Origin of the sequence: Halomonas sp. 707D4 (assembly GCF_024158685.1) — a bacterium.
Lineage (GTDB): Bacteria > Pseudomonadota > Gammaproteobacteria > Pseudomonadales > Halomonadaceae > Vreelandella.
Window position 1 is genome coordinate 1 of record NZ_JAMZBD010000517.1, and the last position, 2090, is coordinate 2090.

Here is a 2090-nt window from a genome sequence, read left to right on the forward strand (position 1 = left end):
TCTTCGGAGAGCACGCCCTGCTCGACCAGGCGCTTGGCGTAGACGGTGCGCGACGAGGCGTGGTCCTTGATCTTGGCGTACATCAGCGGCTGGGTGCCGGAGGGCTCGTCCGCCTCGTTGTGGCCGCGACGACGGTAGCAGACCAGATCGATCACCACGTCCTTCTTGAACTGCTGGCGATAGTCGAGCGCCACCTGAGTCGCATGGATCACCGCGTCCGGGTCGTCGCCGTTGACGTGGAAGATCGGCGCCTGGACCATCTTGGCGATGTCGGTGCAGTACTCGGTGGAGCGCGCATCCAGCGGGTTCGAGGTGGTGAAACCCACCTGGTTGTTGATCACGATGTGAACCGTGCCGCCGGTCTTGTAGGCACGGGTCTGGGACATCTGGAACGTCTCCATGACCACGCCCTGGCCTGCAAAGGCCGCATCGCCATGCACGTTGATCGGCAGCACCTTGCTGCCGTCGACGTCCTGACGACGATCCTGGCGGGCGCGTACCGAGCCTTCGACCACCGGTGCCACGATCTCGAGATGCGAGGGGTTGAAGGACATGGCCAGGTGCACTTCGCCACCCGGTGACATGACGTTCGAGCTGAAGCCCTGGTGGTACTTGACGTCGCCGGAGCCGCGCTCGATGACCTTCTTGCCGTCGAACTCGTCGATCAGCTCCGCCGGGTTCTTGCCGAGGATGTTGACCAGCAGATTCAGACGGCCCCGGTGGGCCATGCCGATCACGACTTCCTTGGTACCGTAGCCGCCGGCGCGCTGGATCAGCTCGTCCATCATCGGCACGAAGCTCTCGCCGCCTTCGAGGCCGAAGCGCTTGGTGCCGGGGTACTTGGACGCCAGGTAGTTCTCGAGGCCTTCCGCTGCGGTCAGGCGCTCCAGCACGTGCTTGCGCACGTCGTCGCTGAACTTGGGCGCACTTCTTACCGACTCGAAGCGGCGCTGCAGCCAGCGCTTCTCTTCGGTATCGACGATGTGCATGATCTCGCAGCCGATCGAGCGGCAGTAGGTCTGCTCGAGCGCGTCGACGATGTCATGCAGCGGCGCCTTGTCGATGCCCAGAAAGAAGGAGCCTGTCTGGAATTCGGTATCGAGATCCGCTTTGGAAAGCTGGTGAAAGGACAGATCAAGATCCGGCACCGGGGTGGGATTGCGCAGCCCCAGTGGATCGATGTCCGCTTTCTGATGCCCCCGGAAACGATAGGCGTTGATCAGTTGCAGAACCTTGACCTGCTTCTTGTTCTCACCGCTATCAGGCGCAGCGGTGACCTGGCCGGGACGGCTTTCGCGTCCAAGCTGGTAGAACTGATCACGAACGGGGCTTAAGGGGACATCCTGGGAGGCACTGCCGTCGGAACGTGGCAGCTCGTCGAAATATCGGCGCCATTCGTCGGAGACAGAATCGGGATCGTCGAGGTACTGCTCGTAAAGCGCTTCCACGTAGTGGACATTGCCGCCACTCACGTGAGAGGAACGCCACATCAATTCCATTATGCCTTGTTGCATCTCTCGGTCACCCTACACTGATGGGGTGGTATCGGTATCGCTGCACGGTGCGGCGACATCGCTTGTGCCCTGCCGGCGGGGCGAAACGTTAGCCGGCGGCACCGGCCGGGGCCGGGAACCTTCACATGGCTCGTATCTAGCGCTTCGCTGTCAGTTCATGCTCAAAAGCCGGTACATGGGCACCGGCTTTTAAACGTGGCTGGTCGATACTGCGACGCGACGTCGCACCACATGACAAACCCTATGATAACAAGCGAAGCGTCGGGATTTAAGTAGCTTTGTACGACAACCTGCACTTCGCTTGCTTTTTTCTCACCCTTTCATGAATCAGGTGGCGTCGGCGAGCAGCATCTCGCGAATCTTGCCGATCGCGCGGGTCGGGTTGAGGCCCTTCGGGCACACCGCCACGCAGTTCATGATGCCGCGGCAGCGGAACACGGAGAACGGATCCTCGAGGTCGGTCAGACGCTCGCGGGTGGCGTTGTCGCGCGAGTCCGCCAGGAAGCGGTAGGACTGCAGCAGACCCGCCGGGCCCACGAACTTGTCCGGGTTCCACCAGAACGACGGGCACGAGGT

The 2090-nt window shown here is 61.9% G+C and carries 2 protein-coding genes; both read right to left on the reverse strand.

Annotated elements, in window-relative coordinates:
• The coding region (locus BIS11_RS16010; protein WP_253586529.1) for a thiamine pyrophosphate-dependent enzyme at window positions 1-1514 on the reverse strand (1514 nt) is incomplete at its 3' end.
• Between the two features lie 327 nt (window positions 1515-1841).
• On the reverse strand, window positions 1842-2090 hold a 249-nt coding region (locus tag BIS11_RS16015; RefSeq protein ID WP_253586530.1), incomplete at its 5' end, for a 4Fe-4S dicluster domain-containing protein.